Below are 25482 nucleotides of genomic sequence, written 5' to 3' on the forward strand. Positions count from 1 at the left end.
TAACACCGGAAATATCGGAGAAATATCATTAGGATAATCCCATAAAGTCAGTTCCCCGCCATACTCAACGATGCCCATGGCTAAAATTAAAGTCAGTACGGCATATAACATGATTTCGGGTAATCTTTTTTTATCGAGCAGTTTCCACCAGACAAGTATAAAGAATGTAAGCAAACCCAGTAGAATCCACCACTTGAAGTGAAACAGGTCTTCATCCAGCCATTCGTTAATCCGAACGGAGGTTAGTATTTTTTGTATGTTAACATCAACCGACACACCTGAAACGGTAAATAACATAGTTGTCTCCTTCAAGGGTTTGTAGCATAGTAAGGTTATTTTCACTCCATACTTTTGCCATTTAGGGGGTTTTCTATCCACGGCCCTGCCAGGCGAAGGGGGTTACCATTCTCGTCCGGGATCATCCGCCATTAAGTTGACGGTACCTTGCGGATATAGAACGGAATACTGTTTCAGCGAAGGAGCCGCACTGCCATTGGCAGGCTGCGAAAAAAACAGCAATAGTTTATAGTCTCGTCCGGCAGTATAACCGAGGGTTTCCTGGCCGTTAGATTTTGCATTATAGTTAGGACTTCCCAAAGTTTCTTTTACCATAGAAAGGGATATATTTTTCAATCGGCTGTCTAATGATATTACTTCAAAAATTTGCGAGCCTTTATTATAGCCAAAAACTACATTATGTTTTGAATAGGTGGCGTAAGTCCCTTTTGCCGCCGGTATCCAATTCGTTTTATCCGGTTTCCCCCATTTTTCTTCAACATCTTGGATTGTTGTAGTATTAGCCGGAAATTCACAATTGATAACTTTTCCTTCCCGGGCTAATTCCGTACTGTTTAAAAGGAGTGCTATGGGGGCATCCTGTTGGTTTTCCCCATAGCCTAAAAGCACCGACGAGACCTCGATTTGCTGGGTGGTCCATTTTTGATTCCTGTATTCCCAGATTGAATAGATATGGGCAACCGTATCGGCATTATATATTCCTGTCACCCGTTGCACGCCTTTAAGTTCGTATGTGCCGCCGGGGGTTACCTCGATAGAATCAAGCTCTTCCAGCGGGCTGACGGAAAGCTGCTGCTGGCGTAGCAGCTTTCCGCCGGTATTATAAATGTTTGCCTTAATATACATGTCCTTTTTGTTGCTTAAATCTATAATTGCTTTGCGTTTCGTTGAAGCCTCTGTGAGCTCGGCGCGAAACCCGTCTAGGAAACGGCCGGTTGCCACGATACCTTTGTTTTCGCTTTCGCCAAAAATTACTCTAGGTTCGCCAACAAATGTTACGATTCGGTGCTCAACATAACCGCCGCTACCGCCGCTCGGAATGGTAACGAATACGTCGGCAATTTTGTCACCGGTAAAATCACCCAAAAAAAGTTTGCTGTTGTACCCTCCAACATTAGGTAACTTCACCGTAAGTACATTCCGGGTTGTTTTATCTTGAACTAAGATACTTATATCGTCGGCAAAATTGCTATCCATGCCAGGTTTCCTGCCAAGCAAAAAAATGTCTTTGGGCTTTTTATCGCCCGTAACATCACCGGTTTGCCGGTCTAGAATCACATAGCCTGCAGGTAAGACAGGACCATAAAGCGACCCCGCGGGAGTTTGTCCATCACCGGAAGGAGCGGGAGTGGTTTTGCCCGGGCAACCGGCGGTGATTACCGGGATAAGTAGTAATGATAGTACAAAGTACAATCTTTTATACTTCAAATTAAAAACACCTCGGTTCAATGTTTGTATTTATAGTATTTATCCAAGGCTAACTATTTATTAGAGAATGGTCTGTTAATCTATTTAGTTTTATTTTGCAATAGGTACCGAAGTTTTTCATTTAACATAAGATATATAGGGGTTATTATTTAAAAAGGAGGAATTCATATGGGCTTCGATGGATTTGGTCGCGGTGGTGGCATAATTATTATAATAATTATTCTGCTGCTATTTTTCTGCTGCTTCGACAACAATAGTTTTTCCTCAAGCTCAAGTAGCTGCTCAATTTGCTAATCCGTTAATAGACTTTCCTTTAGTATCCCAATCTTCTTTTAAGATGCCCTTTATCTTTGTAAAGGGCATTTTTTATGGGGCGAGCCTGCAAAAAGCGCACTGCTTTTTGCATACGATATTTTACCCTGTGGGAAACTAAAGTGTCCAGTTCATGTACGCTAGGGAGGGAGCATTTTGTCTGAAAGGGTTCTTGAAATTTTGAGCAGCCTGGGATTGCCAGGATTGTTTGCAGGCGTTTTTTTAGAAGCAATCGGATTGCCATTTCCGGGCAGCGTGTTGGTAGCTCTGGCAGGATTCTTGTCAAAGCAGGGGCAGTTTAATATTATTATAGCCTGGTCCGTATCTTTGCTGGGCTACTTGCTGGGTTCAATCTCCGCCTTTATGATAGGATGTAAAATTGGAGAACCCTTTATAGAGAAATGGGGTAGATATATTAAATTAACTCCGGAACGGATTGACAAGGCGCAGGAACTTTTGCGGAAATCGACTCCGGCTTATGTTATCGGTGGGCGTTTCCTGCCGACAGTAGGTAATATTACCCCATACATAGCCGGCATCAGCGGTATTTCCATAGTTAAATTTCTTATTTACGACATGATACACGCCGTTTTCTGGCTAACAGCTTTTTTAAGTATAGGGGCTGTACTGGGCAGTGAATGGCATCGGATGATAAATAACCCGTGGTTTAAGTGGGTTGCTATTGGAAGTGGCTTACTGATATTCATTTATGTGTTTAAGGAATACCTTCCCGAACGAGGTAAAAATAGAATATAAATTTTATAATAGAAAGTTATGTAAGGCTGGTCTTATGGTTATTCAGTATCCGTGGCTACCGACCTTTTTTATGTGATGTAGTACAATCAATTTTAGGAAGAGGCATACGGGTTATAAGCCATTGCCGGAAAGGGGGGCGGGCCATGAAGATCTGGGATTGGTTTTGCCGCTTGGGGACGAAAGATGAAAAAGAAATGAATTCGGAATTTTGGCGTCGAAAGAGGGTCCAAACTTCTGGCAGCGCCAATACAGAAGCGGCGGATGGGACGGAAATGTTCTGCACCAGAATGTGTGGCGGCCGTTGCCAGTGCGGCAGTACGGTGAGAGGGATCCATTGCATTTGGTCTTATTACCGCAAAATGTAAGACCCTTTAGGTTGTTCTGAAACGATATGTTGTGATGTTTGGTGAAAATATATACCATATATTGTGCATTCGGGGAAGGAATTTAACTTTTCATAAAGAAATTAATAAAATAGATTGCAAAATGGAGGATGATCTTAATCATGATGATGGATGATGTACTGGTTGAATCTGCGGGAGGGTTATCCCAAGAAGAAATAAGATATTATGCTGCGGAAGAGATTGGCCGCTGGCGGAGTGAAGGGAAAGTACTGAACCGGGTGATGCTAACGTTAGACGGTAATGAAGTTGTTATCAAGACCTTCGAAAAATCACCAATATCGAGAGTTCGGCGTATCACCGGTTATTTGAGCAACATGAATAACTTCAACGATGCCAAGAAAGCTGAGCTGCATGATAGGTACAAGCATATGAGTGCAAGCCGGCGGGCAATACGGGAATATGCTGAATAAGTAAAAGCAGCGGGAATAGAGTAGTTTTCGAGTCTTTTTTTATGCAACCGGCTGTTCTAATGAAATAATAAACGAAAAGGCTGCTAGAAAGCAGGGGATTTATGCACGACCGGAAAAAATTGTGGCGGGAAATAGAACAGTTGCAAGAAAAACTTCACGAAATTGTTAGCAAAAAAGGGATTAATTCACCCGATGCAATGCGGGTCAGTCAAGAATTCAGGAATAAGATGAAAGAGTATAATGAATTAAAAATGATGTGAGCCGTGAGGCTCTTTTTTTTATTCCGCATTCATAAGAATTAACATAACATTTGTAATATGCATAAGATATAACAAATACAGATAAGGAGGTTAGCGTAATGGGATATGGCTGTTATAAGCCGTGCATGCCGAAATGTCACAGAAGATGTGTAGGAGAAATGATCGAGAAATATCGCGTATACGAAACATGCTGCTATAACGTAGTTAAAGTATGTCAGCGGTGCGGCTGCGAGTACGAGCATCGTTTTCATCCGGTGTGTCCCCGTTGTGGTGGGATGGATATGTACGACGATCCTGATATGTAGATGCAGGACTGAATTTCCAAACAAAGGCGCCCGGTTGGGCGTCTTTTACTTATTGTCTTGGAAAAATAGAGTCTCCGTTTTTATCCAAGTATTAAATATTTGACAAAGTTTTCTCTGATTTTTATAATTATACTCAGTGGGAAACGGTAAAAGAATCCTGACTACTTTCTTGCAGATTCAGAAATTATAACTTTTCGGGTTTAGTTTCACTAAAGAATTATATGTTAATATCCGAAAAGTCCCATGATTTCCTTCTGTTGTAAAACGCTTCGTGTTTTTCTTAGTATACCGGTATTCCGACTGATGGGCTGACGAAAATACTAAGATATTGAGGCTGAGCAGGCTTGTTTGCTGACGACGGCATAAGGGGGTGTACGGATGAATAATTTTTTTGTCGAAAAACCGTTAAATAAATTTGCTGAAGATTCGTCTGACGCTCTTTATGCGCAAATTGTAAGCCGCATTCAGCAGCTTATGCGCGAGGGTCATTTAAAAGAGGGGGATAAACTGCCCTCAGAGAGGGAATTGGCGGAGATGTTTGCTGTCAGCCGTGTGCCGGTAAGAGAAGCGCTAAAAGTTTTGGAATTTTTGGGCGCTATTCAGTACATACGCGGCCAGGGAGTATTTGTAAAAAAAATTGAACTGAAACGTATTTTGCATACCCTTGATTTTCTTATGACCGACCCGGCAGATCAACTGATGAACTTGTTTGAAGCGCGGGAGGCTTTTGAACTTCAGGCTGTCCGATTCGCTGCACAGCGGAGGACGGAAGCGGATATTGAAGCCATACAGCAGGCCTTGCTGGAAATGGAATTTTTAATTTCTAACGGGAAACCGGTTTGTGAAGTGTCAACCAAATTTCACACGGCGATTATTGCGGCTGCTCACAACGAAATTATAAGCGAGGTCAATGAATTCTTATCCGATTTGCTGACTTATTCGCGGCAAAAGTCATTAAGCGATTTTAGCAGACACCCAACCTCTTTACGGTATCACCAGCTTATTTTACAGCATATTATTGCCAAAGATGCCCAGGCAGCAGTTGCTGTTATGCAAGAACATTTAAACAATGCTAAGCTTGCCATTCAAAACATGATGCATGCTGAGTAATATAATTTGCCATGTTGCTGGATAGTTAAAAATCCAGCTATTTTAACTCATTTCATAAGGAAGAAATGTATTGCACCTGGTATACCAGCATGCCACTTTTGGTATACTGGTATACCAGAAACCGAAAGATTGATTAAAACAATTTGGTGAAATTCAAAAGCCAATTGAACATAGATGAGTGAAGCGGTTCTAATATGATGGGCAGCATTTAAAATTGTCACATTAAAAATTTCAACGGAGGGATACCATGGGGATTTTTATTACGATGTTAGTAGTTGCCTGGGTTATTTACATGATTGTAAAAAAATACTATCCGCAAGCTGTTCTTTTGACTGCCGGTATCATTTTGCTTCTTGCTACCTATTTTTTGGGCACGAATCCGGTCCTGCCCGCTAAAGAATCTTCCGGTTCCGCATTACTGGATATTTTTCATACAATTGAGGTATTGCTAAGTTCCCGTGTTGCCGGTCTGGGCCTGACGATTATGTCAATTGCCGGTTTTGCCAAATATATGGAATATATCGGAGCCAGTAAAGCGTTGTTTGCTGTGGTGGCCTCTCCGGTCAAACGGATTAAATCACCCTATTTGCTTCTGGTGCTTAGTTTTTTTGTGAGCCAGATTTTAGTATTATTTATCCCTAGTCATGCCGGATTGGCCTTACTGCTTATGGTTACAATGTATCCGGTTCTCATAAGGGCGGGCGTTAGCAAGTTATCCGCTCTTGGCGTAATTGGGTGTGCACAATATATGGATGTTGGTCCTGGTTCGGGCAATGAAATTCTGGCAGCCCATATCTGCAATATAAATCCGGCTGTATTTTTTGTTGAATATCAATTGCCGATTTTTGCCACAACCACATTGATCCTTGGCGGTGTGCACTATTTGGTACAAAAATGGTGGGATAAAAAGGAAGGCTTTACCGGCTATGATAATTCTGTTGAACTGATTAAAGAAGATGAAAGCCGTCCCCCTTTGATCTATGCTATTCTTCCGATTATCCCAATGATCTTTATTCTGGGTTTTAGTCCCATTTTCAAAAGCAAAATCCGGATGGACGTTGTTACGGCAATGTTTTTAAGCACTTTTATCAGTATGATGTTTGAATATATAAGGACAAAGGACTTTCGCTCCACTTTACAAAGTTTAAAATATTTATATGAAGGTATGGGAAATAGTTTTGCGACGGTTGTCAGCTTGATCGTGGCCGGTGAAGTATTTGCCGCCGGATTAATGAAGATCGGTGCGGTCGATGTTATGACTGCGGGTGTACAAAATCTGGGGCTGGGCATCAAAGCTTTAATTATTCTTTTTTGTATCGTAATTGCCTGCTGCGCTTTTTTGATGGGGTCAGGCAATGCCGCCTTCTTTTCTTTCGCGGCCCTTGCACCTAAAATCGCATCAGCATTAAACATTGAGGTTGTTACTCTGTTACTGCCCATGCAAATTATGACCAGCTTCGGTCGCGTTGTGTCGCCAATTACCGCAGCCATTGTCGCGATTGCCGGGGTAGCCGGTGTATCACCGGTTCAGGTGGTAAAACGGACGGCAATTCCTATGGGGGTAGCTGCCCTCGTAAATGTAGCGTTTATATTAGCAAAATCATAGAGGAGATGGTTTGTTTTGAAATGTGCAAAATGTACTCACAAAAAGTGTTACTTAGAAGGCCAAAACTGCACCCGGATGGATCTTGCCGAGGTCAAGGAAGCCTATGTGGACGGGCGTCTCAAGATTATGAAAGCGGCTGCCTGTACGGAAGGCCGTTTTTATAACAATCTTACCCGCCTGGAGGAGACGGTTGAATTTTGCAAATTGATGGGATACCGGAAAATTGGCATAGCCTTTTGCATTGGTCTTAGCCAGGAAGTCAAATTAATTGAAGAATATTTTGCTAAATTTTTAACAGTCGATTCGGTCTGCTGCAAGGTCTGCGGGATTGCCAAGGATAATCTGGAATTGGAGCAAGTAAAAGAAGGGGTGCGGGAGACGATGTGCAATCCCTTAATGCAAGCTAAAATCCTTATGGCCCAGGAGGTTGAATTCTGTGTGACCGTCGGTTTGTGTGTGGGACATGACGCTTTGTTTACCGGCGCCTGCACGGTTCCTGTATCTTGTTTGGTTGCCAAGGACCGGGTACTCGCCCATAATCCGTTAGGGGCAGTATACTCCCGCTACTGGCGTAAGAAGTTAGGGATTCATCCCAGTGATCAAGTGTAAGCATCCTTGTGTAATTTATAAAATGGAGGAGGTCGCAATGATGAAGCATGATTTTGACGAACTTGTCAATCGTAGAGGAACGGAATGTAAAAAGTGGGATACCTATACTGAAGATGTGCTGCCGATGTGGATTGCCGATACGGACTTCAAATGTCCCCAGCCGGTTATTGACGCAATGGTTAAAAGAGCGGAACATGGTATTTACGGTTATCCGGTGAATTGTAAAGCCTTTGAGCAGTCTGTTGTTAACTGGCAGAAAAAAAGATTTGGCTGGGACGTTGACCTTGACTGGGTGGAATATACGCCGGCAGTCATACCGGCTATTGTATATGCAATGCGGGCTTTTACGAATCCAGGAGACAACATCGTGATTCAAATGCCGGCTTACCATCCTTTTCATGATATCATTCCCAACAATGGCCGGCATATTCTGGGAAATAACCTTATTTTAAAAGCAGATGGCAGCTATGAAGTAGATTTTGAAGATTTGGAGAAACTGCTTAGCCAAAAAAGAACCACCATGTTTTTATTATGCAATCCGCATAATCCGGTGGGAAAATGTTTTACCAGGGAAGAATTAACGAGAATTTCCGAACTTTGTTTGAAACATAATGTATTTGTTGTAGCCGATGAAATTCACTCCGACATTGTTTATAAAGGCTATAAACATATTCCTTTTGGCAGCCTTTCCCGGCAGGCCGCCGACAACTGCGTGGTTTGCGTGAATCCGAGCAAAACCTTTAATATTGCCGGCGTAAGAACCGGGGCCGTAATTGTTCCCAACCGGAATAAGCACGATCTTTTTTATGCGCCGCTGGAAGATAATAAAGCCTACGGCAGAACCGTCTTTGGCACATTGCCGGTGGAAGTTTCCTATAACCAATGTGATTACTATGCAGATCAATTATTGGAGTATTTAGAAGGAAATCTTAGCTATCTGGAGAATTCTCTTTCGGCCAGAATTCCTAAAATCAAAGTAGGTAAAACGCAAGCGACCTATCTTATCTGGCTGAACTGCAAGGCGCTGAATATGGCACCGCAAGAGCTGCAAAGCTTTTTCCTGGAAAAGGCGAAAGTAGCCATGAATGAAGGTTCAACCTTTGGACCCGGCGGAGCCGGCTTTATGCGGATGAATATTGCGTGTCCCCGGTCCCGGCTGGCAGAAGCCTTAGCAAGAATCGAAACAGCAATTAATAATTTATAAAGGAGCTTGATACTATGAAACAAGTTATAAATACGGCGAAAGCACCACAGGCCATCGGCCCTTACTCGCAAGCAATTCAGGCCAACGGCTTGCTCTTTGTGTCAGGGCAACTGCCGGTAGTTCCTGCTACCGGAGAATTTGCCGCAGGGGGGATTGCGGCGCAAACGCGACAATCCTTGGAAAATGTAAAAGCGATTTTACGGCAAGCTGGAGCCACTCTGGATGACGTCGTCAAGACGACGGTATTTATCAAAGACATGAATGACTTTGCTGCGGTAAATAATGTATATGCCGAATACTTTTCCCGGGAGTTTCCGGCCCGGTCCTGCGTTGAAGTCGCCCGTTTGCCGAAAGACGCTTTAGTGGAGATTGAAGTCATCGCCGTTTGTCAATAGCTTTACATACTATTATTTCCAGAATTGGGGGCGTTGAAATATGGAAAGAAACACGTTGCAGAACCGGTTGATTTTACTGCTGGTTATATTTTCACTTTTTGCGGCAATTGTGATTGGCGGCGTCAGCTCCTATATGAATGTTGTCAACATAAAGGAAGAGGTCGCCAGGAATGACCAGGCCATAGCGAATCAGACCGCTCATGCAATTGAACAATTTATGAATGGCGACAAAATATTGTTAGAGGTACTAGCGCTGTCACCTACCGCATATTCCATGGATGCGGCCAAAATTCGGGAAATGATTATAACTGCCGGGAAAAAGAATCCCGAATTTGAGACAATTTACGTAATGAATGCAGCGGGTATGCAGATTGCAAAAACAACCAATTCAGCACTAAATAATAAAGCGGCGAAAGATTATTTTAAAAAGGCCATACGCGGCAATACTTTTCTTACCAACTCCTATATCTCGCAATTGACAAATGCACCGACAATTACCATTTCCACGCCGATTAAGGATGCCAAAGGGACGATTGTCGGCGTTTTGGCCGGAGATGTAAGTTTAAAAACAATTGGTGAGATTGCCTCCCGTACTGCGGTTGGTAAATCGGGCTATGTAGATGTAGTGGATGAGCAGGGAACCTTATTGGCCAGTGTAAATCAAGATAAGGTAACCAAGCAGGAAAACATTGGACAGGCGAAGTATGCGCAAAATGTTATGGCCGGTCAGGCGGGGAGTATGGAAGCCGTATCATCCACGGGAGTGGAATCCTTGATCGCATTTGCGCCTGTAAAAAGTTATAACTGGGGTGTTATTACCTACCTGCCCAAAATTGAAATTACCAGTCAAATTATTCACAGTTTGCTGGTGATGGCGGTATGGGTCTTCTTTGTTGTGCTTATTGCGGCGGGAACCGCAATTTTTGTAGCGAAGGGAATGGCTAAGCCGCTTAATGAACTAGTACGGAGCGCGGCGGAAATCTCCCGGGGTAATTTAACGCAACCCGTTCGGGCCCGGGGTGTGTCGGAGGTTGCTAAATTGGCTGTATCCCTCGATAAGATGCGGGAAGATTTAAAGAATATTATCCGCAATATTATGTCTTCGTCGGACCAGGTTTTTGCTGCCACGGAGCAACTTACCGCCAGTGCGGGGCAGTCGGCCCAGGCTGCGGGACAGGTGGCGGGTTCCATTACAGAGGTGGCGCAGGGCATGGAAGAACAAGTGGCTGCCGTCAACAATACTACCGCCGTAATAGAGCAGATGTCGGCCAATATCCGGCAAATTGCCGCCAATGCCAATGGGGTGGCTAAACAATCGGCACAGGCAGCGGATAAGGCCGGTGAAGGAAATCAGTCGATAGATAAAGCGGTAGGTCAAATGAACAGCATACAGCAGACGGTAACGGCTTCGGCTGCGGTAGTAGCTCAGCTTGGAGAGCGGTCAAACGAGATCGGCCAGATTGTAGATACGATTGCCGGTATAGCCGGACAGACTAATTTATTGGCTCTGAATGCTGCAATTGAAGCGGCCCGGGCCGGAGAACAGGGCCGGGGTTTCGCGGTTGTGGCGGAAGAAGTGCGGAAATTGGCGGAACAGTCCCAGGAGGCGGCCAAACAGATTGCGGATTTAATCCGGGAAATTCAGGGGGATACCGGTAAAGCGGTTGCCGCAATGAATAACGGAATGCGGGAAGTTGAGCTGGGGACGGAAGTCGTAACTATTTCCGGACAAGGGTTCCGGGAGATTACGGTTTTGATCCAAGAAGTATCCGGACAGGTTAACAAAATCTCCGCTGCTATTGAGCAGATGGCTGCCGGCAGCGAGCGGATTGTTGATTCGGCAAAACGGATTGACGAACTTAGTAAAAAGGCATCGGGAGAGACCCAGACAGTTTCGGCGGCAACAGAGGAACAATCCGCCTCTATGGAAGAGATCGCGGCGTCCGGTCAAGCTCTGGCAAAACTGGCAATGGACCTTCGGGAAACAGTGGGTCAATTTCAGGTTTAGCAAAAAGCACTACAACAGAAAGCCGGCCGGAAAATCATAATTTAAAAAATTTTTTTGACGGCCGCATAAAATAATCGGCTTTGTAAAGATACTATTCCCAGGAGGGATGCCTGATGCCGGATAGTAATCAGGAAGCATCTGCGGGCACTAAACAGAATCAGGTAACGCAGGCTGTCGACCAGCAGATACAGGGTTTCGAACAGCAATTACAGCAGAAGTCGAACTCTGAATTAAAGGAAGTTGCTACGAAGCTGGAAACGGTTGAGCGGAACATGCTTTTGCAGAAGATTGATAGTGAGCTGCAAACAATAAAGGAAACAGTTGTTAAGCCTGGTGACGGAGCCGCCGCGACCGCCGGGGCGGCAGCAACGGTAGTCAACCAAAAATCGAATACATAGCCGATTTTTCTTGCTTTAAATATAAAAGGAAACGATTCCGATTATCGGAACCGTTTCCTTTTATATTTAAACCGGAAAGAACGAGTTTTCGGTTAACCGCTGCCACTTAACCGCAGCTTATGACAAGGCGGTTCGTCTGTTAGGGCGGAAAAGGACTGTCAGCAAGAAAATTGCGGTTCGAGTGTATTTAACATAGAGGTGAAGATTCGGAGTCGGAACAGCAGCTTATGCTGGAAACGGAAGTGATGGCTCTGAGATTGATTACTGCCGATCTAACGCTTGAATTGGACAGGGAGGAACTGGAGCCGGGAACAAATATATCCTGGATTCTCAAAATGGCTAATTCATCGGGAACTTCAGCCAGTGTTCCTTCAAACAGGAACCCACCCAGCGTTGTCAGAGTGATCTCATCACCAATCATGCGTCGCAACTGACGGATTAAACAGGGGCTTTCATGGCGAGTCTTTTTGGTCTTTTTGCCGTCTGGACGGGAGGATGTAAATCCTCCTGATTGGATAGGATCGCTGACGATCCCCGTTCCCTTCCCGACTAATTGCCATAGGTCGACCCGCGTAAAATCCACATGGATGACCTCTCCGCCGGGAGTCAGGATTTCTACCTCATTGGATTCGGCTTCTGCGGCCGGTGTAAGAATAGCCAAGCGAGACTCCTCAACAGATTGCAAATTACCGAAATACACAAAACCGTCAAATCCAAACAATAACACATCCTTATTCAGTTCGCAGCAAAGTTCTCTGATAAGCCTCCTATTCCGGAGTTCGGAAAAAATAGGCAAGATAGACACCTCCTTTTCTAAGCTTCTCACTACATTATATGAATGGCAAGATATTATGTTACTGTAAGATTTTCCTGTCTTAGCCCAGCAGTGATAAAAAGAAGAAAAATGGGATTGTAGTCCTACAGGAATAAAGGGGACGAATGTTGAAATTTGTCAGCGAATGGTTGCACCAAAATGATTCGGGGGGGTTACAATTATTAGACGATGTACATTATTGACTGTACTGTTTTTTGCTGCCGGTATCTTTGCTATGCTATCAACATTTCCCGCCCCTGCTGCTGCGGAAATAAAAGAAATTATTGCGGAAGGTTCCTACAACATGGGCGACGGGGAAACCCCGACGGTAGCTGAAGAAAGAGCGCTGCTGGAGGCCAAAAGGACGGCCATCGAGCAAGCAGGTACGTATATCCAAAGCTATTCGGCAGTGAAAAATTTCCAACTGACCGATGACGAAGTCAAAACGCTGGCGTCGGGCATTATGCAGGTGACGGTGCTGGATAAAAGAAGAACCGTCGTAGGTGACGGGATTAATTTCTGGGTAAAAATCAAGGCGGAAGTGTCAACCGATAATATTGAGACTATGGCTAAAGAGGTCAAGGAAAAATCCAATCTGGAGGATTATCAGCGGCTGCAGGCCGAATATGATCAAAGCCAGCAGCAAATCGCCGACTTGAAGAAGCAGCTTCAGGCGGCCCGGAATGATCAGGAGCGTCAGCAGATCCGGGACCGTATTGCCTATAACGATAACCTGTTTCAGGCCCGCGTCTGGTTTGAAAGGGGCAACCGGCATGCAATCCGCCGGGACTATGAACAGGCGCTTGAAGCTTATAACCGGGCTATAGCGATCAATCCCCAGTATGGATATGCCTATGTAAACCGGGGGCGTGTATATGCCCTTATGGGCAGATTCCGTCCGGCTCTGGATGACTACAATACGGCCCTGGAGATTAATCCCGGCCTCGTGCGTGCCTATTTGCTGGAAGGACGGGCCTACGAGCATATGGGACGCAACCGGGAAGCCATAGAGTCCTACCGGTCATTTATCCGGTATGCGCCGGACCGGGAGCGGCTCAATGTGGAACAGGCCAGACGCCGTATCCGTTTCCTGGAACGATGGTAACCCGGAACTCACATTATAAACGGAGCGTGAAAAAGAATGACTAAATGGTGGAGCTTGTTATTGATTATGGTCCTGATGATAACGGGAATGAAAACGGTAGTTGCCGCCGAAGGCGCCGTCCAGTGGGACCAGGGAGTCGTCCAGGCCAGTGGTATGGGTGTGTCTCCGGCTACGGCGGATTCCCAGGCACAGGCAAGTCTGATGGCCCGACGGGCGGCAATCGTTGATGCCTACCGCAATCTGGCGGAAGCCATCGGCAGTGTGCGGGTGAAGGCGGACACTACGGTCCAGAATTTTGCCGTGACCGATGATACGGTCAAAACCAAAATTTCTGCACTGATCCACGGTGCCAGGATCGTCAGCGAGCAGCCGTTGTCCGACGGTTCATACAAAGTGGTCCTGGAAGTAAACTTATTTGGCAGTGACAGTGTCGCCCAGGCGATTTACGCAGGCCGGCAGGATAAACCAGAACCGTTGCCGCAGCCTTCAACAGATTATAAGCCGGCCCGGCTGCCGGCTTATACGGGGGTAGTCGTTGACGCCCGGGGACTGGGGCTGGAGCGGGTTATGTCGCCGCGGATCTATGACGATGCCGGACGGATTATTTATGGTGACAAGTATATTGATCCGGATTTTGTCGTTTCCCATGGTATGGTCGATTACGCAGCCACCCCGGATATGATGCGCAGCCTGGAAGCAGGTACAACCAGAGCCGGTGCGTCGCCTATCGTCGTTAAGGCGATTGGACTGAAACATTTTAACAGCGACGTGATAATCAGCCGGGAAGACGCCGACCGGATCCTGGCGGCGAATGCCGGGAACAACTTTTTAGCCAGGACAGCGGTTGTATTTGAGCAGTAAGGTATAACAAAAACAAGTGGCGGGATTACTGTAAGGGAGAGAGGCTGAGGCCTCTCTTCCGTTTTTTTATTCTTTTCACGGTTTTTCCTGGCTTTGCTGTGCGGAACCAATTTTGCAAAAATTACCCGGCAGGGGTATAGCTTTGATCTTGGAGGAAAAAACTAAAGTCAAGTCTGGATACCTATGGAGGGTCGCGTATTGAACGTAGTGGGAAAAGACATTTCGCGAATTGAATCCAATGATAAAATCACGGGAAATGCGAAATATAATGCGGATTATACGGCGCCGAATCTTTTATATTCAAAAATAGTGACCAGTCCCTATGCCCATGCCGAAATTATCAGCATCGACACTGGGGACGCGGCGAAAGCACCGGGAGTGCAGGCCGTATTAACGGGGGAATATTTTACAGGGCTTTATGGCCAGATTTTAGGCGACCGGCCGGTTCTTGCCGCGGGGAAAGTGCGGTATTATGGTGAACCGGTCGCTTTGGTAGTGGCCTACAGCGAACTAGAGGCCATTCAGGCAGCCTTACGCATCAAAGTTGAATACCGGCCGCTGACGGTGGTGAACTCGTTGGCCGCGGCGCTAAAGCCGGATACTCCGTTGATTCACGAAAATTTAGGTTTCTACAGCCATGTTGTGCCGGAAGTATACCCGGAACCCGGTTCCAATATAGCGCACCGCGTGAAAATCCGCAAAGGGAATATGGAACAGGGCTGGGCAAAGAGTGAGGTGATCGTAGAAGGACAGGTTGTGTTGCCGCAATCCGACCATGCGGCCATGGAAACCCGCTCGGCCATCGTGGAAATTTTACAGGATGGCCGGATCATTGTTCACTCGGCAACGCAAGGGCCTTTTGCCGTGAAGCACCTGATGAGCACCCTGTTTTCACTGGATATGGGGAAAATTATCGTAAAAACCGGCCTGGTTGGCGGTTCTTTTGGCGCCAAGACCACGGTCCAGGCCGAGCTGCTGGCCTATTTAGGCTCCCGGGCCGCCGGCGGACGGCCGGTGAAAGTCACCAACACCCGGGAAGAAGATATTATAAGCGCGCCGGGACATATCGGGGTAGAGGCCATTATAAAGCTGGGTGCAACCAAGGCCGGCAAGATTATGGCCGCCGAAATGATCTATTTTCTCGACTGCGGGGCCTATACGGACAGTTCCCCTACCATGGCCAAGGCGATCGCCGGAGCCTGCACCGGTCCGTATAAAGTCCTAAATGTTCAGTGCGACGCCGTAGCCGTCTATACGAATCATCCCTATGTCACGGCATACCGGGGATTTGGGCACGGAGAACTGACCTTTGCCGTCGAAAGAATGATGGACAAGCTGGCAGCGGCTTTAGAAATGGATCCCTTGGAGCTGCGCCTGCTCAATGCCATTGCCCCGGGCGATTCTTCGCCGACCCGGGAAAAGCTTTATGCCAGCAATCTGGGCAACGTGACCGCATGTATCCAAAAATTAAAAGGATTAATTCGCTGGGAAGAAGGCCAGGTAACCCGGGTGGGCAAAAATTTGATCAGAGCCAAGGGATTGGGCTGTTTCTGGAAGACTTCGAGCAGTCCCGTGAATGCCATTTCCGGCGCCATCCTGTCGATGAACCGGGACGGCAGCATTAATCTCAACTGCGGCGTGGTCGAACTGGGGCAAGGGACAAAAACGGCGCTGGCCCAGATTGCCGCCGAAAAGCTGAATATGGATATCGACAAAATTCATGTGGCTATGGAAGTAAATACGGAAGTCTGCCCGGAACACTGGAAAACGGTGGCCAGCAAGAGCACTTATATGGCGGGCCGGGCGGTTTTGGAAGCGGCTAATGAGCTGATTAGGGAACTAAAAAGCGTCGGCGCCATTGCACTAAGGTGTCCGCCGGAAGACCTTGCCGTCGGCAACAGCCGGGTGCACCTGAATTATGACCCCGGATTCTACGTTGAATTCAAAGATATCGCCCATGGCTTCCGGTATCCTAACGGGAACGCCATGGGCGGACAGATCATGGGGCGCGGCAGCTATATCATGACCCGGCTGAGCACGCTGGACCCTAGTACAGGTTACGGAAAACCGGGACCGGGCTGGACGGTCGGCTGCCAGGCGGTGGAAGTGGAACTCGACAGCCGGGATTTTACCTATAAAATCCTCCGGGCCGCTACCGTGATTGATGTGGGGAAGGCGATCAACCCTAAGAATGTCCGCTGTGTGCTGCGAAGCGGCATGTGTATGGGCCTGAGTCTGGCCAGCCGGGAAGAACTGGTCTTTGACCAGGATGCAAGGGTGCTCAATCCCCAACTGCGCACCTATAAGCTAATCCGGTTTGGCGAGCAGCCGGAATATCTGATTGAACTGGTCGAGACCCCGCAGCTTGACGCTCCCTATGGTCAGCGCGGGGTGGGTGAGCACGGTCTGATTGGCATGCCGGCAGCATTGGCAAACGCCCTGTCGGCGGCTGCCGGAACAGACCTTGACCGGTTGCCGCTAACGCCGGAAGCCATCTGGAAAGCGAAAATAGGAGGCAGTCAATGATTCAGTATGATTTCGAGTACTACAAACCGGAATCGGTGCCGGAAGCGGTCGAGATCTTTCAAACCCTTATGTCCCAAGGAAAACAGCCGGTGTATTATTCCGGGGGAACGGAAATTATTACTCTGGGCCGGCTGGGCAAGCTGAGTACCGGTGCGGTTGTGGATATCAAAGGAATTCCTGAGTGTAATGTCCTGGATAAACAAAATGGCCGGCTGATAATGGGTGCCGGGGTATCCCTGACCCGGCTGGCGGAAACCAATTTATTTCCCCTGCTGACCGAATCGGCCGGCCGGGTGGCGGACCATACGTCCCGGGGAAAGATCACCCTGGGCGGCAATCTCTGCGGCAGCTTTATCTACCGGGAAGCGGTTTTATCCCTCCTGGCAAGTGACAGCAGCGTGATCATTACCGGCAGCGGGGGCACCCGAACCGTTCCGCTCATGGAAGCCTTCCGGGAACAACTGCAATTGGCGGCAGGGGAATTTTTGGTTCAGGTGACCACTGACGAAACCTATCTTAACCTGCCCCACAAGGGCGTTAAAAAGACCCGGCTGGACCGGATCAATTATCCGCTCGTTGCCATTGCGGTGTTAAAAACCGAAAACAACCGCCTGCAAATCGCCGTTTCCGGGCTGTGCTCGTTTCCTTTCCGCTCTCTTGCGATGGAAAATGAACTGAATAGCGAGGGTCCTCCGGAACAAAAAGTAACCAACGCCCTGCAGCATATTCCCGCGCCGGTTTTGGACGATGTCGAAGGTACAGCAGGCTATCGGCAATTTGTCCTGAAAAATACCCTGCTGGATGTGTTGGCTACTTTTTAGGAGGTGGGACGATGTTTCAGATGCTGACGAAAGGCTTGATTGAGCTGACTGTAAACGGCGAGAAACGAAGGGTTGTGGCCAACCCTTCGGACACGCTGCTTTTTGTGCTAAGAACCCAGCTCGGCCTGACCGGAGCAAAACCGGGCTGCGAAAATGGCGACTGCGGAGCTTGTACGGTTCTGGTCGACGGCTGGCCGCAAAAATCCTGTCTGGCGCTGGCGGTCGAAATGACCGGCCGGGATATTGTGACCGTGGAAGGACTGAAGGATGCGCCTGCCCAGAAAGCCTTTTTGGAGCAATGGGGGTTTCAATGTGGTTATTGCACTTCGGGGTTTCTCATGGTGTGTCATGCCCTATCCCGGATTCATCCCAATGCCTCCAATGAAGTGCTGGTCGACTGGCTGCAGTCCAACCTTTGCCGCTGTACCAGCTATGAAGAAATTGAAAGGGCCGTCCGGTCAATTATTCAAAACAGCGAGGAAATGCCCTCGCTGCCGTCCTGAGGAATCTATATTAAACCTTATTTTTGACCGCCGGTTTCACCTTGTAGCCGATATAAAGGCATATTAGCCAGGCCGGCGTAATGTACAGGGAGAAGCGCAGATCCGGCATCAGGCTCATAATACCGACAACGGCCGCCAAAAAAGCCAGACTGATGTTGGAGGTAAACGGATACAGCGGCATTTTAAATAAAATCTGCTTATTTTCCCGTTCTTTTTGCCGGTGAAACTTCAATTGCACGATTAAAATAATCGCCCAGTTGATAATGATGGAAATTGTGGCCAGCGCCATTAAATACATAAATACCTTTTGTGGATTACCTATTATCTTTTACCAATTACCGAAAAACCGCGTCAGCGGTTTTTCTCATTGTCATTCATTTGTCACAAAATTAGCGTACTCTTTTAAAAGAAATAATTTCCATAGAACCCACATTTCTCACCCTGAACTTATCGCGGCAATATTTCTCCCAATTTATAGCCGCAAAGTAAATAATGAATTTATATTTCGAAAGGTCGTGCTAAATATGAAAACCGGCTTCCGCCGCATGGTACAATCCATGACTATACTAATCGGTCTACTTGGGGTCTTTGCCTGGGCATCGTGGGACCAACTGGGCAATCTGGCTCATATGTATCTGCCGGAAACAGCGACAAGCCTGCGGGGACAATGGGTCGGCATTCTGGACGTTGAGAAACCATCGGCTTCTCTGGCGAAGAAGTCAGAGAAGGCTGTGATCCGTATCGATTTCCGCGGGTCTAACGCCGCTCTTGGCATCTATGAAGGGAAAGGGGAGCTTTTTATTGAGGGGGAGAAGAATCCGCGCCCTCTCAAACTTACTTTCGTTCGGGAAAAGGAAAATGGAACCGTAAACGCTATGGTTGAATGTGAGGGGATCAATTTCTTTGATGGAAAAAAGAGCGCCGGCATGATGGCGGTAAAATTGCAAGGCATCGGCGCCTCGCCGCTAAAAGTCGTCGGAATGCTTTACAAAGGAGATGATGCGGAATATCAGGCTCTGCGTATGGGTCTCGGTGAGAGTGCGCTGCCAACCGATACGGGTGAACAATAAATTGTGGCTGCCGTTCAGTTCTTTTTATAAATTTTTATACGAAATGTGACAAGATATAATAAAAACTAACAAAAATGTGTAAAAAACAAATCGATTTCTAATGATTGAGTAGTAAACTATTCAATGTACTACCAAATTATTTTTGTCCTCATTTCGGTGAGGACCATTTTTTGAAATCAGTCGCACCAAATATAACTGCTTGGTAAAATAGCGAAATTTATTTCCCCCTCCCGCTATTTTGTCAGCTAGATTTCACAGTCCTCTATTCATGCCCTTCACTTTTGTGAAGGGATTTTCTTACTTATTCCACTTTTCGCGGCCCTCTGTCATTCGACAATCATTGTGAAATGTGGGACTCACGTTGTTGCGGCCAAGCGTTTTCATTCAACGTACGCCTTAGGTGAATGCTCGCAGTGCCTAGTATCTGCATCTTTTTAAGCAGGGCTCTATTAACATTAGCAAATTCCTCTAAAGCGCGACAGGCAGAAGCGAAAATTAAGGTTATATTTTGATATAGTAATGACCGCTAATATGATTAGCGGTCATTACATTGAAGCATGAAAAGACAACTGCTTTTGTATTATTTAATCTAAAAATATTAGCCTGATTTGATACATGAGGGGCAAGAATACTACATGATCATGCCGCCGTCTACATTAAGAACCTGACCCGTAATATATCTTGCCTTATCGGATACCAAAAACAGGACTGCATTGGCAACGTCTTCCGGGTTGCCGTAGAATCCCATTGGTATCAGAGACAACATTTTTTTTGATATGTCGTCAGAAAGTGCTTCCGTCATGTCTGACAGGATATAGCCAGGAGCAATTGCATTGACGGTAATACCCCGTTCCGCCAATTCCTTGGCGGTTGTTTTAGTTAACCCAATTAGCCCCGCTTTAGATGCCGAATAATTTGCTTGTCCAATATTTCCCATGAGCCCTACCACACTAGTTATATTTATGATCCTGCCGGAATTCTGCTGCAGCATCCGCTTAGAAATTAATTTCGTACAATGAAATGCGCCGGTTAAATTCGTTTTTAATACGGCTTCCCAATCTTCCGCCTTCATCATCATAAGTCGGGCGTCTTTCGTAATCCCTGCATTGTTTACAAGAATGTCAATTCTACCAAATTTTTTGACAATGGAATTCACGACTTCTTTCACGGAACTCTCGGCGGTAACATCGATTTTAAAGCCATCCGTTTCAATTTCATAAATCTTCGCAATCGATTCCGCAACCGCTTTCGCTTTTTCTTCATTGGTGCCGGTAATAATCACTTTTGCTTTTTCTTCGGCAAGCTTTTCAGCTATCGTTCTGCCTAATCCGCGAGTACTGCCGGTAATTAGGGCAATTTTATCTTTCAATCCTAAAACAGCCATAATTTTTCTCCTTATAAGTTTGGTTGTCAATTCTTCAGTATGATATTATCCAAATGTTACCACACCCCTGAGTCTTCAGTCAAATTAGGTGAGAAACATAATCCTTTTTTGAAAGTATGGCAACCGTTAACGGCATGCCTGAGTGGACATTTAAAATGATTCTCTGGTACATTTTTCCTAAACTATTGAGTCCTAGTCCTGCGCGGATGGACGAAAGGCCGCACGGCGGTTTTATGCTTGCGTTTTATTTGACATTATCGGAACTAAGAAATCGATAGATACGGAAATGCTCTTTATTAAGAATTTGAAAACAACTCCCAAGAAACCGTATTTGTGTAGGAGTAAAACGCAGGATGGTTATCAAGGAGAGTGCTACGGAGTTTACTATCAATCTCAAAAAGAAGTGCCTCGAATTCTAGAAATGATTAATATGAAAATGTCTGTTAAAGAATGAGTAAATAGCCGGCGGCCTCGACAATCATAATATATAGTAAAGGTTGCGGAGAATAATAATATAATATCCGCAGGAGGTGCGGAGAATGCTGGCGGTTTACATACATGAATTACCAGATTGGCCAAATTTTCAATGGGATTATAATGCCTTGGTGGTAAAATTAGCCAACGTTCGTTTTAAACAAGGTAAGCTAATTGGTGAAATGAAGTCTATTGGCTTTTCTCTTCAATTGGAAGCAGTCGTACAAACGATAACCCAGGATGTTGTGAAATCTAGTGAAATAGAAGGGCAAATACTCAACCCGGATCATGTCCGTTCATCCGTAGCGCAGCACATGGGGGTAGATAACGGAGGATTGCCACCTGCAGGAATACCGATGGCGTGGTTGAAATGCTTTTGGACGCAACTCGTAACTATAACGACAAATTGACTAAAAAACGGTTATTCGGCTGGCATTCGGCGTTATTCCCGACCGGTTACAGTGGACTTAACCATGTTACGGTTGGAGCATGGCGGAAAGGTCCAATGCAGGTATTATCCGGCCCCTATGGCCGGGAACGCGTACTCTTTGAGGCTCCGGAAGCCGAACGCCTTGAAAAGGAAATGTCGGCTTTTATTAAATGGTTTAATAACGAAAACGACGGTATTGATCTTGTACTGAAGGCCGGGATTGCACACCTTTGGTTTGTCACCATTCATCCATTTGATGATGGCAACGGGCGTATTGCCCGTGCTCTCGCCGATATGTTGTTGGCGCGGTCAGAGAATAGCTACCAGCGATTTTATAGTATGTCTGCGCAGATCCGACAGGGACGCGATGATTATTATAACTGTTTAGAAGCTGCTCAAAAAGGCGCGTTGGATATAACCGAAACTTTAGACTGGTTTTTGGCGTGCATGGACAGGGCATTGGATCAGGCTAGAGACTGTTTGATTAACGTACTTCAAAAAGCCAAGTTTTGGGATTCAATTGCCGATCAGCAACTTAGTGAACGGCAGCGGAAAATTATAAGGATGCTTTTAGAGGATTTCAAGGGAAATCTAACTTCCAGCAAGTGGGCAAAATTATGCAAATGTTCTCAAGATACGGCAAACCGTGATATAAACGATCTTGTTAAGCGGGGTATACTTTTTAAAGGTCCGTCAGGAGGCCGTAGTACAAATTACCTGTTGATTAAGGAATTAATTTAAAGATATCTTTACAAGTAGTCTGAAATTTCCTATAATGATTATTGGGTACGTATGCAAGAATAAATAAAAGGATAATGCTATGTCAATTACAACCAAGGATATTGCCAGAATTGCCAATGTCAGCCAGTCAACCGTATCGCGTTGCCTGAACAACAGCCCGTTTGCCTCGGAAAAAACGAAACAGCGGATACTAAAAATTGCGGAGGAACATGGTTTCCAGTTTAATGCGAATGCAAGAAGTCTAAAGGTAAATAAAACGTATACTATTGGCCTGATCCTGCCGCAAAGCATGGTGGATCACGGCTTTGACGTACACTCCCGGGCCTGGCAGGATACATTAATCGAGAACTTAACGCAACTGCAGTTTGATGTCATCGTATCGCCCTCTTTTGGGCAAAGCAATATTCGAAAACTCATCGCTTCGCAAAAAGTGGACGGCTTTATTATTTTACAACCGGAACTCGATATCGAAACGATGGATTATCTGGAAAAGTCTGATATTGCGTATGTCTTTTGCAAGTATTTGCCGGATGTTTGCAAGAACAGAGATGTGGACTATGTCCATGCCGATCAAATCAAAGGCGGGTATTTGGCCGGCGAACATCTGCTAAAACTGGGACATAAAAAGATACTGTGCATTTCGGCCGATGTTGCCGGCGGTGAATTCAAACTGCGGACGGAAGGCTGTAAGGGTGCCTTTTATGATCATAATGTACCCTTTAATGACAAGCTGCTGTTTTTTGGTGACAGTACATTTACTTCGGGTTTTCAGTTGATAAAGAAGAATGTGGATCTATTGAAAAGTATTACTGCTATCTTTGCGCAAAATGATTTGATGGCTTTGGGCGTTCTGTCGGCGTTGAGGGAATTGCATATTAAAGTGCCGGAAGACATCGCGGTAGTAGGGTATGACAATACGGAATTGTGTACGTACTTTTCACCCAATCTGACTTCGATTCACCAGCCATACAAGGAAATTGCACTTTTGACTTGCAAGCGCTTAATTGAATTATTGGAAAATAAAGGGGACCATGTGAAACAAAAGTTAGCAATTCAGCCGAAACTAGTCGTTAGGGAATCAACCGGCAATATGCTGCCATAACAATAATTTTTTTTATAACTTTTTGCATACGATTCCAGGAAACATGATTGAAATACAGATTTGTAGTTATAATGATTCAGTAATGTCAGGGGTTGTTACACTGGTAACGAATCCAATGATTTTGTAGAATACGGGTGAAAAGGGAGGAGAGATTTTATGCTGACCTAATCGGTTGTCTCGGCAGTTTCATCTTAATAGTAAAAGATAGGAGTTGGTTACTATGCTAAAATCGGCGTGTATTGAAATGCTTTTTACCGAAGTTCCTTTTTATGAAAGATTTGCCCTGGCCAAGGAAGCCGGTTTTGACTATGTGGAATTTTGGTCATGGACCGACAAAGACATTGATACGATTAAACAGTTATGCGATCAATACAGTCTGAAGATCGCCAGCTTTTCCGGCGACAAAGATTTTTCCCTGGTAAATAAAGCGGAAAAGGAAGCTTATATTGATTTTATTAAAAAATCGATAAAAACAGCGCAGCGGCTACATTGCGGCCATTTGGTGATTCACTCCAATGCTCTCGGTGAAGGCGGCGTGGTTGTAAATCATTATAATGAAATAAGCGATTACGAGAAGTTTGCCAATATGTACGATGTTTTAAGACAACTGGCTCCTATGGCGGAGGAAAATAAAACTGTTCTGGTATTGGAAGGGTTAAATATATATCAGGACCATGTGGGCAATTTTCTGGCCTATACAAAGGATGCCGTTACTTTGATACAGATGGTAAACTCCGAATATATCAAGGTTTTATATGACGTTTACCATATGCAAATTAATGAGGGAAATATTATGGATACCTTGACGAAGTGTATCGACTCTATTGATTACATACATATTGCGGATGTTCCCGGCCGGCATGAGCCTGGGACCGGAGAAATTAACTTTAAAAATGTTATGAATCAATTGCGCAAACTAGACTACCGCGGTATTGTCGGTTTTGAACTTTCTCCTTCCCGTGCCTCCCTGGAAGTCGTGAAAGAATTGATAAAGCTGTAAAAGTATTATTATTTTATTTAAAAAATACCGACGATTGATAAGATTCAGTCAAGTGCTTGTTAAAGACCCTTTGGGTCTTTCTAGGAAGTAGAAGTTTTTGTTGAAACAGGAGGGCTTACAATGGATAAGAAAATGAAAGTCGGCATCATTGGTGCAGGCCGGATTGGTCAACTTCATGCCACGGCGATTGTGAAGAACTTTCCGGCAGTGGAAGTGGTTGCGATCGTTGATATTTATGCCGATAAAGTGAAGGAATGGGCGCATAGTCTGAGAATCGCCAATGTTTATGATGATTATAAGCAGTCATTTACGATCCTGAAATCGCGGCGGTCATTATCTGCTCTTCCACGAACACCCACTCGCAAATGATCATCGAAGCGGCCCAGGCCGGTAAACATATCTTCTGTGAAAAACCGATTGATTTCAGCATCGACCGGATTCAGGCCGCGCTTGACGCAGTAGAAAAAGCGGGAGTTAAGTTGCAGATAGGATTTAATCGGCGGTTTGATCATAATTTTAAAAGAGTCAGAGAACTGATTCAAAATGGAGAAATCGGTGATGTGCAGATTGTTAACGTCATTTCCCGCGACCCGGCGCCACCGCCAATTGAATATGTGAAAGTTTCGGGCGGGTTGTTCCTGGATATGACCATCCATGATTTTGATATGGTGCGTTATTTGACCGGCAGCGAAGTGACCGAAGTATATACCAATGCGGGCGTACTCGTAGATGAGCGGATTGGCGAAGCTGGCGATGTGGATACTGCTTTGATCAGCTTAAAGTTCCAAAATGGCGCCATCGGTACGATTGACAACTGCCGCCAGGCCGTATTCGGCTATGACCAGCGAGTGGAAGTACTGGGGTCGAAAGGCGGCATAACCGTAACGAATGATATTCCCACCAACGTAGTTTTGAGTACTGATTCGGCGGTAATTGCCGGCAAACCTAAATATTTCTTTCTCGAACGGTACCTGGAATCCTATGAAGCGGAAATGAAAGAATTTTTCCGTTGTATATTGAATGATACGGAGCCTGTAGTCTCGGGAATTGACGGACTAAAACCGGTACTCATCGGTCTGGCGGCCCAGGAGTCCTGCCGGACGGGAAAACCGGTTAAATTAGAAGGGTAAGTGCAACAAATTTTGAATA

General features: G+C 45.7%; 29 protein-coding genes. 24 read left to right on the forward strand and 5 right to left on the reverse strand.

Features of this window, described 5'->3' with window-relative positions:
- Positions 1-297: hypothetical protein (locus tag LUCIF_RS02000; RefSeq protein WP_207856847.1), on the reverse strand; the 297-nt coding region annotated here is incomplete at its 3' end.
- Between the two features lie 102 nt (positions 298-399).
- Positions 400-1725: a YjgB family protein gene (locus LUCIF_RS02005; protein WP_122626203.1), complete on the reverse strand. Its 1326-nt coding sequence runs from the start codon at positions 1723-1725 to the stop codon at positions 400-402.
- A 468-nt stretch (positions 1726-2193) separates the two neighbouring features.
- Here LUCIF_RS02005 and LUCIF_RS02010 point away from each other — a divergent pair, with 468 nt between their 5' ends.
- The 12 genes from LUCIF_RS02010 to LUCIF_RS02060 all read left to right on the forward strand — a co-directional run bounded on the left by LUCIF_RS02010 (position 2194) and on the right by LUCIF_RS02060 (position 11502).
- Complete coding sequence (locus LUCIF_RS02010; protein WP_122626204.1) at positions 2194-2793, forward strand: DedA family protein; 600 nt, start codon at positions 2194-2196, stop codon at positions 2791-2793.
- Between the two features lie 143 nt (positions 2794-2936).
- Positions 2937-3158 (forward strand): hypothetical protein, encoded by a 222-nt coding sequence (locus tag LUCIF_RS02015; RefSeq protein WP_122626205.1) that lies wholly within the window; start codon positions 2937-2939, stop codon positions 3156-3158.
- A gap of 140 nt (positions 3159-3298) precedes the next feature.
- Positions 3299-3607: an anaerobic ribonucleoside-triphosphate reductase gene (nrdD, locus tag LUCIF_RS02020; RefSeq protein WP_122626206.1), complete on the forward strand. Its 309-nt coding sequence runs from the start codon at positions 3299-3301 to the stop codon at positions 3605-3607.
- Between the two features lie 101 nt (positions 3608-3708).
- Positions 3709-3867: an aspartyl-phosphate phosphatase Spo0E family protein gene (locus LUCIF_RS02025; protein ID WP_122626207.1), complete on the forward strand. Its 159-nt coding sequence runs from the start codon at positions 3709-3711 to the stop codon at positions 3865-3867.
- A gap of 98 nt (positions 3868-3965) precedes the next feature.
- Complete coding sequence (locus tag LUCIF_RS25785; protein ID WP_126720564.1) at positions 3966-4172, forward strand: hypothetical protein; 207 nt, start codon at positions 3966-3968, stop codon at positions 4170-4172.
- Positions 4173-4550: 378 nt separating this feature from the next.
- Entirely contained in the window at positions 4551-5282 is a 732-nt protein-coding gene (locus tag LUCIF_RS02030) for a FadR/GntR family transcriptional regulator (protein WP_122626208.1), read from the forward strand.
- 247 nt (positions 5283-5529) lie between these two features.
- Positions 5530-6888 carry a C4-dicarboxylate transporter DcuC gene (gene dcuC / locus LUCIF_RS02035; RefSeq protein WP_122626209.1) on the forward strand — a complete coding sequence of 453 codons (1359 nt, stop codon included), beginning with the start codon at positions 5530-5532 and terminating at the stop codon, positions 6886-6888.
- Between the two features lie 15 nt (positions 6889-6903).
- Complete coding sequence (locus tag LUCIF_RS02040; RefSeq protein WP_122626210.1) at positions 6904-7497, forward strand: DUF1847 domain-containing protein; 594 nt, start codon at positions 6904-6906, stop codon at positions 7495-7497.
- Between the two features lie 37 nt (positions 7498-7534).
- The gene (locus tag LUCIF_RS02045) at positions 7535-8701 is read left to right on the forward strand and encodes a MalY/PatB family protein (RefSeq protein WP_122626211.1); all 1167 of its coding nucleotides are present in this window, start codon (positions 7535-7537) and stop codon (positions 8699-8701) included.
- 14 nt (positions 8702-8715) lie between these two features.
- Complete coding sequence (locus LUCIF_RS02050; RefSeq protein WP_122626212.1) at positions 8716-9096, forward strand: RidA family protein; 381 nt, start codon at positions 8716-8718, stop codon at positions 9094-9096.
- A 40-nt stretch (positions 9097-9136) separates the two neighbouring features.
- On the forward strand, positions 9137-11104 hold the full coding sequence (locus tag LUCIF_RS02055) for a methyl-accepting chemotaxis protein (RefSeq protein WP_122626213.1): 1968 nt from the start codon (positions 9137-9139) through the stop codon (positions 11102-11104).
- 113 nt (positions 11105-11217) lie between these two features.
- Positions 11218-11502 carry a hypothetical protein gene (locus LUCIF_RS02060; RefSeq protein WP_122626214.1) on the forward strand — a complete coding sequence of 95 codons (285 nt, stop codon included), beginning with the start codon at positions 11218-11220 and terminating at the stop codon, positions 11500-11502.
- A 187-nt stretch (positions 11503-11689) separates the two neighbouring features.
- Here LUCIF_RS02060 and LUCIF_RS02065 read toward each other — a convergent pair whose 3' ends face one another.
- A complete protein-coding gene (locus LUCIF_RS02065; RefSeq protein ID WP_122626215.1) occupies positions 11690-12298 on the reverse strand; it encodes a hypothetical protein in 609 nt (202 codons plus the stop codon).
- 253 nt (positions 12299-12551) lie between these two features.
- Here LUCIF_RS02065 and LUCIF_RS02070 point away from each other — a divergent pair, with 253 nt between their 5' ends.
- The 5 genes from LUCIF_RS02070 (at position 12552) to LUCIF_RS02090 (ending at position 18132) form a co-directional block, all read left to right on the forward strand.
- The gene (locus LUCIF_RS02070; protein ID WP_165865850.1) at positions 12552-13421 is read left to right on the forward strand and encodes a tetratricopeptide repeat protein; all 870 of its coding nucleotides are present in this window, start codon (positions 12552-12554) and stop codon (positions 13419-13421) included.
- A 36-nt stretch (positions 13422-13457) separates the two neighbouring features.
- Positions 13458-14282 (forward strand): LPP20 family lipoprotein, encoded by an 825-nt coding sequence (locus LUCIF_RS02075; protein ID WP_122626217.1) that lies wholly within the window; start codon positions 13458-13460, stop codon positions 14280-14282.
- 207 nt (positions 14283-14489) lie between these two features.
- Entirely contained in the window at positions 14490-16808 is a 2319-nt protein-coding gene (locus LUCIF_RS02080; RefSeq protein WP_243638653.1) for a xanthine dehydrogenase family protein molybdopterin-binding subunit, read from the forward strand.
- Positions 16805-17629: an FAD binding domain-containing protein gene (locus LUCIF_RS02085; RefSeq protein WP_122626219.1), complete on the forward strand. Its 825-nt coding sequence runs from the start codon at positions 16805-16807 to the stop codon at positions 17627-17629. Before LUCIF_RS02080 ends, LUCIF_RS02085 begins: the two co-directional genes overlap by 4 nt.
- 11 nt (positions 17630-17640) lie before the next feature.
- Positions 17641-18132 (forward strand): (2Fe-2S)-binding protein, encoded by a 492-nt coding sequence (locus tag LUCIF_RS02090; RefSeq protein WP_122626220.1) that lies wholly within the window; start codon positions 17641-17643, stop codon positions 18130-18132.
- Positions 18133-18142: 10 nt separating this feature from the next.
- Here the strand turns inward: LUCIF_RS02090 and LUCIF_RS02095 are convergent, their stop codons facing one another.
- Positions 18143-18457 (reverse strand): hypothetical protein, encoded by a 315-nt coding sequence (locus LUCIF_RS02095; protein WP_306438781.1) that lies wholly within the window; start codon positions 18455-18457, stop codon positions 18143-18145.
- A gap of 190 nt (positions 18458-18647) precedes the next feature.
- Between LUCIF_RS02095 and LUCIF_RS02100 the strand changes: the two genes are divergently transcribed.
- Entirely contained in the window at positions 18648-19202 is a 555-nt protein-coding gene (locus LUCIF_RS02100) for a hypothetical protein (protein WP_165865851.1), read from the forward strand.
- Between the two features lie 631 nt (positions 19203-19833).
- Here the strand turns inward: LUCIF_RS02100 and fabG are convergent.
- Positions 19834-20586, reverse strand: coding sequence for a 3-oxoacyl-[acyl-carrier-protein] reductase (gene fabG, locus LUCIF_RS02105; RefSeq protein ID WP_122626223.1), 753 nt, complete (start codon positions 20584-20586; stop codon positions 19834-19836).
- Positions 20587-21125: 539 nt separating this feature from the next.
- On the opposite strand from fabG, the gene LUCIF_RS26425 reads away from it, so the two are divergent.
- From LUCIF_RS26425 to iolG, 6 genes are all read left to right on the forward strand, one after another.
- A complete protein-coding gene (locus LUCIF_RS26425; RefSeq protein WP_207856851.1) occupies positions 21126-21470 on the forward strand; it encodes a DUF4172 domain-containing protein in 345 nt (114 codons plus the stop codon).
- Complete coding sequence (locus LUCIF_RS02110) at positions 21431-22231, forward strand: Fic family protein (protein WP_243638662.1); 801 nt, start codon at positions 21431-21433, stop codon at positions 22229-22231. The genes LUCIF_RS26425 and LUCIF_RS02110 overlap by 40 nt, the downstream gene beginning before the upstream one ends.
- 79 nt (positions 22232-22310) lie before the next feature.
- Entirely contained in the window at positions 22311-23333 is a 1023-nt protein-coding gene (locus LUCIF_RS02115; protein WP_122626224.1) for a LacI family DNA-binding transcriptional regulator, read from the forward strand.
- Positions 23334-23553: 220 nt separating this feature from the next.
- On the forward strand, positions 23554-24333 hold the full coding sequence (locus LUCIF_RS02120; RefSeq protein WP_122626225.1) for a hydroxypyruvate isomerase family protein: 780 nt from the start codon (positions 23554-23556) through the stop codon (positions 24331-24333).
- A 120-nt stretch (positions 24334-24453) separates the two neighbouring features.
- Positions 24454-24702, forward strand: coding sequence for a Gfo/Idh/MocA family oxidoreductase (locus LUCIF_RS26940; protein WP_207856855.1), 249 nt, complete (start codon positions 24454-24456; stop codon positions 24700-24702).
- Positions 24669-25463, forward strand: coding sequence for an inositol 2-dehydrogenase (iolG, locus tag LUCIF_RS02125; protein ID WP_279386941.1), 795 nt, complete (start codon positions 24669-24671; stop codon positions 25461-25463). Before LUCIF_RS26940 ends, iolG begins: the two co-directional genes overlap by 34 nt.
- Positions 25464-25482 lie beyond the last annotated feature (19 nt).

The sequence above is a fragment of the Allolucifera butyrica genome (assembly GCF_900476375.1).
In the GTDB taxonomy this organism is placed as follows: Bacteria; Bacillota; Negativicutes; order Sporomusales; family UPPP01; genus Lucifera; species Lucifera butyrica.